7 protein-coding genes are annotated in these 5,347 nt (G+C 74.6%); 4 read left to right on the top strand and 3 right to left on the bottom strand.

Annotated features, from left to right (window positions below; genetic code table 11):
* The 3 genes from ABD308_RS19805 to ABD308_RS19795 form a co-directional block, all read left to right on the top strand.
* Positions 1-717 (top strand): ATP-binding cassette domain-containing protein (locus tag ABD308_RS19805; protein WP_344337118.1); only part of this gene is annotated, 717 nt, incomplete at its 5' end.
* A gap of 115 nt (positions 718-832) precedes the next feature.
* Positions 833-1,378: a hypothetical protein gene (locus ABD308_RS19800; RefSeq protein ID WP_344337117.1), complete on the top strand. Its 546-nt coding sequence runs from the start codon at positions 833-835 to the stop codon at positions 1,376-1,378.
* Positions 1,379-1,517: 139 nt separating this feature from the next.
* The gene (locus ABD308_RS19795; RefSeq protein ID WP_344337115.1) at positions 1,518-2,084 is read left to right on the top strand and encodes an EF-hand domain-containing protein; all 567 of its coding nucleotides are present in this window, start codon (positions 1,518-1,520) and stop codon (positions 2,082-2,084) included.
* 12 nt (positions 2,085-2,096) lie between these two features.
* On the opposite strand, the gene ABD308_RS19790 is transcribed toward ABD308_RS19795, so the two are convergent.
* Complete coding sequence (locus ABD308_RS19790) at positions 2,097-3,401, bottom strand: MFS transporter (protein ID WP_344337114.1); 1,305 nt, start codon at positions 3,399-3,401, stop codon at positions 2,097-2,099.
* A gap of 180 nt (positions 3,402-3,581) precedes the next feature.
* Positions 3,582-4,157, bottom strand: coding sequence for a TetR/AcrR family transcriptional regulator (locus ABD308_RS19785; RefSeq protein WP_344337113.1), 576 nt, complete (start codon positions 4,155-4,157; stop codon positions 3,582-3,584).
* Positions 4,158-4,247: 90 nt separating this feature from the next.
* Here ABD308_RS19785 and ABD308_RS19780 point away from each other — a divergent pair, with 90 nt between their 5' ends.
* Positions 4,248-4,844 (top strand): dihydrofolate reductase family protein, encoded by a 597-nt coding sequence (locus tag ABD308_RS19780; RefSeq protein WP_344337111.1) that lies wholly within the window; start codon positions 4,248-4,250, stop codon positions 4,842-4,844.
* Here ABD308_RS19780 and ABD308_RS19775 read toward each other — a convergent pair.
* Positions 4,798-5,347: EamA family transporter (locus tag ABD308_RS19775; protein WP_344337110.1), on the bottom strand; the 550-nt coding region annotated here is incomplete at its 5' end. The two genes, ABD308_RS19780 and ABD308_RS19775, sit on opposite strands and share 47 nt — an antisense overlap.

The following is a 5,347-nucleotide window of genomic DNA, read 5'->3' as shown; positions in this document are numbered from 1 at the left end:
GGCGGGCGGCCCGAGCCGGTCCGGGCGGTCGAGGGCGTCAGCCTGCGCATCGCGCCCGGCGAGACGCTCGGCCTGGTCGGCGAGTCCGGCTCCGGCAAGTCCACCACCTCCCGGGTGCTGGCCGGCCTGCAGACCGCCACCGCCGGCACCGTCCGCTACGACGGCGTGGACGCCACCAGGCCCGACCGGGCCCTGCGGCGCCGGCTCGCCAAGGAGGTGCAGCTGGTCTTCCAGGACCCGTACGCCTCGCTCAACCCGCGCCGCACCGTCGCCCAGACCCTGGACACCCCGCTGCGCCTGCACACCTCGCTCGACGCCGGGCAGCGGCGCGAGCGCTCCGCCGAACTCCTGGAGCAGGTCGGCCTGCCCGCCGCCCACCTGGACCGCTACCCGCACGAGTTCTCCGGCGGCCAGCGCCAGCGGATCGGCATCGCCCGGGCGCTCGCCCCCGAGCCGCGGCTGATCATCGCCGACGAGCCGGTCTCCGCCCTGGACGTCTCGGTCCAGGCCCAGGTGCTCAACCTGCTGATGGAGCTGCGCGAACGCCTCGGCGTGGCCTTCCTGTTCGTCTCCCACGACCTCGCGGTGGTCCGGCACTTCTGCGACCGCGTCGCCGTGATGCACCGCGGCCGCCTGGTCGAGACCACCGACCGCGACCGGCTCTTCGCCGCCCCGCACACCGCGTACACCCGCGAACTGCTCGCCGCGGCCCACTGAGCGGCGAGGGGAGGGCGGCCGGTGGTGTCGGTCCGCCGTCGGCGCGACCGCTCCGCCTACGATCGGTCACCGGCCGTGAGCACACGGCCACCCTCCCCGGAGAAGGGGCTTTGCGATGACCACACTCGTCCGCCGATCCGTCACCCTGGTCAGCCTGGTGGGCCGCCTCAACCCCGCGGCCCTGGACGGGCTGATCCCCCACACCTTCGCCGTCGGGGCCGTGGCGGGCACCGCCCCCCTCGCGGTCCGCGCCTTCGCCTCCGACGACGACGGCGACGCGGCCGGGCTGAACCCGCAGCCGCTGCCGCCCGTCGCCGCCGCGCTGCGGCTCGCCGTCGCCCGCACCGTCCACGCCGTGGCCAACGCCGCCATCACCGCCCGCGTCTCCGGCGGCGACGCCCAGCGGATCCTCACCGAGGCGGGCGGCGACTGGTGCGGCACCCCGTCCGGCCGGATCCCGTGGCCCCGGCACTGGCCGCTCCCCTGGCCGCCCGACGGCCCGGCCCCGATCGACCCGGGCTACGCCACCCCGGCCGTCCAGGCCCAGGCCGCGCTCGCCTTCCAGGGCTACGCCAACGGCGTGGAGGACGAGCAACTGAAGATCTACTTCACCGAGTTGGCCGAGAAGCTGGCGGACTCGGCACTCCGGACGGTGGACTGAGCGGCGGTCCGCGGGGCCGGCCGGGCGCCACTTCGCCGCTTCGGCTGCGCGCCCGGCGCCCGGCGGGTTAGCGTGCTGCGTCCGATCGTTGTGACGGATGTTGTTGTGATCGCCGGGACCGACCAGCCGGGGGAGACGGGTGTCCGAGGAACTGCTGCTCGCGAGGATCAATCACGGGTTCGACCACCTCGACGCCGACGGGGACGGCCTGCTGACCGAGCACGACCACGTCCTGATGGGCCACGCGGTGGCCCGGTCGCTGGGGCACTCCGAGGGGTCGGGCGCCGAGCAGCGGATCGTCGCCGCCTACCTCGCCATCTGGCGCGACCTGCACGTCTCCCACTTGCCGGTCGGGACCACGGCGATCAGCCGCCGGCAGTTCGTCGCCTCGACCCGCGCGCTCGCCGACGACCCGGTGGCCGCGCGGACCGTGTTCGGGGCGCTCGCCGAGGCGTTCCTGGCGATCGCCGACGTGGACGGCAGCGGCACGGTCGACGCGGGCGAGTTCTTCGTCTTCCAGCGCGGCCACTTCTCCGCGCTCTCCCGCGACGACGCTGACGAGGCGTTCCGCCGCCTCGACCTGGACGGCGACGGCACCCTCTCCGCCGAGGAGTTCATCTCCGGCCTGATCGAGTTCTGGACCAGCCGCGACCCGGTGGCGCCCGGCCACTGGTGGGCCGGGCGTCCGCCGTACCTCGCCAATTGATCTGACGGCCCGTCACTCCTCCGGCTGGTCCGGGAAGTCGGCCAGCGCGCGGACCTCCCGGGTGAGCAGCAGCGGCAGCACCGAGAGCAGCGCCACCCCGGCGACCGCCCAGAGCGCCGGACGCACGCCGACCGTCGACCCGAGCAGGCCGCCGCCGGCCGCGCCCAGCGGCATCGTGCCCCAGATCACGAAGCGCACCGAGGCGTTCATCCGGGCCTGCATCGCCGCCGGGGTCACCGCCTGCCGCAGGCTCACCTGGGCGATGTTGTAGGCGGTGATGCCGCAGGCGATCAGCCCGGCCGCCGCCGCCAGGGTGGGGACGGCGCGGCCGGGCTGGGCGGTGGCGAGCAGCAGCACGCCGAGGCCGGGCAGGCAGCGGGCGGCGAGCAGCAGCCGACCCAGGCCCAGCACCCGGACCAGCCGGGCGGTGACCAGCGCGCCGAGCAGGGCGCAGACGTTGCCGACGGTCAGCGCGATGCCGAGCCGGCCGGGCGAGAGGCCGAGGTCCCCCAGCGCGAAGGCGGGCAGCAGCGCGCTGAGCGCGCCGCCGAGCCCGGCCAGGTTGGCGACCGCGGAGGCCATGGCCAGCGAGCGCAGGGCGCGGTGGCGCAGGACGAACCGCAGGCCCTCGGCGATCCGGGCGCGCATCCGCTCCCGGGTTGCCGGAGCGGGGGCGGCGGGCGGCGGGGTGCGGACCACGCCGAGGAGCAGCGCCGAGACGAGGTAGCTGGCCGCGTCGGCGAGCAGGATCAGCGGAGCGGTGGCCCACTGGAGGAGCAGGCCGGACAGGCCGGGGCCGGACAGTTCGGCGGCCGAACGGGACAGCTCCAGGCGGCTGTTGGCGGCCGCGACCTGGCGGCGGCCGACGACCTCGGGCAGGAAGGCCTGGTCGGCGATGTCGAAGAAGACGGTGAACAGGCCGGTGACGAAGGCGACCGCGCAGAGCAGCGGCACGCTCAGCAGGTCGAGCGCGTGGCCGAGCGGGACGGCGCCGAGCGCGACCGCCCGGCCCACGTCGGCGACGATCATCACCCGCCGCCGGTCCCACTGGTCGAGCAGCGCTCCGGCGGGCAGGCCGACCAGCAGGAACGGCAGCGACTCGGCGGCGGAGACCAACCCGAGCTGGCCGGGGGTCGCGCCGACGGTGGTGAGCGCGAGGACGGGCAGCACGAAGAGGCTCAGCTGGGTGCCGAACTGGCTGACCGTGTGGGCGGACCAGAGGGCGGCGAAGTTCCGCTGCCGCCACAGGGCGGGCGGCGGGTCCGGTAGCGGTCCCGCCGTGATGGCCGTCGCCGTCCGCCCGTCCGTGCTCGCCATGCCGCCCGCTCCCCCGGTCCGCCCGGATCCCCCCGCCGGGCCGGGCACCTGACGGATGGTAGTCGAATGATCCGCTCCGGCGAGGGGATTCAGGCAAACGGGCGCCGCCCCGAGCACCCCGCTCACCCTGCGCCCCGCCCCCGACCGTCGGCGTCCGCCACATCCGCTTCGTCTGACCGGTCAGGCCTCCGGGACGATGCGGGCGACCAGGGTGTCGACCAGGCCCGGGAGGGTGTCGGGGCCGAGGACGTCCGGGAGGGTGAGGTGCTCGACCAGCAGGCCGGTCATCGCCAGGTAGAGGGTGAGGACGGTCTCCCGGTCGCCGGGGAAGCCCTCGTCCAGGTGGTAGGCGATGTTGGCCTCCAGCTGCTCCCGGATGGTGGCGGTGAGCTGGGCGCGCACTTCGGGGCGGCGGGTGGCCTCCAGGCGCAGCTCCAGCATGGCGAGGTAGCCGGAGCGTTCGGCGTCGATGCGGCGCAGCAGGTCGTGCATCAGCGCGGTGACCAGGGAGCGGTCGTGGGGGGCGCGCAGCAGCTCGGCGATGACGGCCGGGTCGGGGGTGAGCCGGTGGTGGATGTGCCGGGCGGTCTGGTGGAGCAGGTCGTCCCGGCCGGCGAAGTAGTTGGACGCGGTGCCGGCCGGCACGCCCGCCCGGACGTCCACGGCGCGGAAGGTGAGTCCGCGCGCGCCCTGGTCGGCGAGGACGTCGATGGCGGCGTCGGTGAGCGCCGTGCGCCGGGCGGGATTCTGGGCCATCGCTGAAGCTCCCTCAGGAATATCTCTTGCAACCACTACAGGAGAAGTACTATAACTGTCGTGGTTCACCGGACGAAGCGAAGGACACGGATGCGAAAGCTCACCTACTACGTCGGCACCACCCTCGACGGCTTCATCGCCGCCCCGGACGGCGACTACCAGTTCCTCATGCCCTACGTCGGCGGGGAGTTCCTCTCCCACCTGTGCGCGGAGTACCCCGAGACCCTACCGACGCCGGGGCGGGCCGCGATGGGGATCGCCGAGGCGCCCAACCGGCGCTTCGACACCGTGCTCATGGGCCGCGGCACCTACGACCCGGGCCTGGCGGTGGGCCTCACCAGCCCGTACGCCCACCTGCGGCAGATCGTCTTCTCACGCGGCCTCACCGAGAGCCCGGACCCCGCGGTGGAGGTCACCGCGGCCGACCCGCTGACCCTGGTGCGGGAGCTCAAGCGGCAGGACGGCCTCGGCCTCTGGCTCTGCGGCGGCGGCGAGCTGGCCGGTCAACTGCTGCCGGAGATCGACGAGCTGGTGATCAAGCAGTCGCCGGTGGCGATCGGCGCCGGCGTGCCGCTGTTCCGCGCGGGCTTCGCGCCGCACACCTTCGCGCTCGTCGACTCCCTCGTCTTCCCCAACGGGGTCATCGTGCGGACCTACGGGCGGACGGCCGCCCCGACGAGCGGCTGACGCTCACCACCAGGCAGACGCCCGCGACCACGATCGCCCCGCCCAGCAGGGTGGGGCCGGTCAGCGGTTCGGACAGCACCAGCCAGCCCAGCAGCACGGCCACCACCGGGTTCACATAGGCGTAGGTGGCGACCAGGGTCAGCGGGGCGGAGCGCAGCAGCCAGGCGTAGGCGGTGAAGGCGACCAGCGAGCCGAACACCACCAGGCCGCCCAGCGCCAGCCAGGAACGGAGGGAGATGTCGCCGGGGTGCAGGCCGTGCTGCTCGCCCCGGGCCAGTCCGATCAGCACGTTGCCGAGGCCGCCGGCGAGCATCTGGTAGGCGCTGGAGGCGAAGACGTTGGCGGGCATCCGGATGCGCTTGGACGCGTAGGAGCCCAACGCCCAGGTGACGGTGGCGACGAGGACCGCGATCACGCCGACCGGCGCGATGTCGCCGCCGATCGCCGGGGCGGACAGCACGCCCAGGCCGACCAGTCCGAGCAGCACCCCGGCCAGCTCGGCC

The sequence above is a fragment of the Kitasatospora putterlickiae genome, from assembly GCF_039527695.1.
GTDB classification, from domain to species: Bacteria; Actinomycetota; Actinomycetes; order Streptomycetales; family Streptomycetaceae; genus Kitasatospora; species Kitasatospora putterlickiae.
This window is presented reverse-complemented; position numbering and strand designations above follow the sequence as displayed.

Excerpts from the sequence above, each read along its gene's own strand:
- ABD308_RS19780 (WP_344337111.1), top strand. The coding sequence starts at position 4,248 with ATGCGAAAGCTCACCTACTACGTCGGCACCACCCTCGACGGCTTCATC.
- ABD308_RS19785 (WP_344337113.1), bottom strand. The coding sequence starts at position 4,157 with ATGGCCCAGAATCCCGCCCGGCGCACGGCGCTCACCGACGCCGCCATC.
- ABD308_RS19800 (WP_344337117.1), top strand. The coding sequence starts at position 833 with ATGACCACACTCGTCCGCCGATCCGTCACCCTGGTCAGCCTGGTGGGC.
- ABD308_RS19790 (WP_344337114.1), bottom strand. The coding sequence starts at position 3,401 with ATGGCGAGCACGGACGGGCGGACGGCGACGGCCATCACGGCGGGACCG.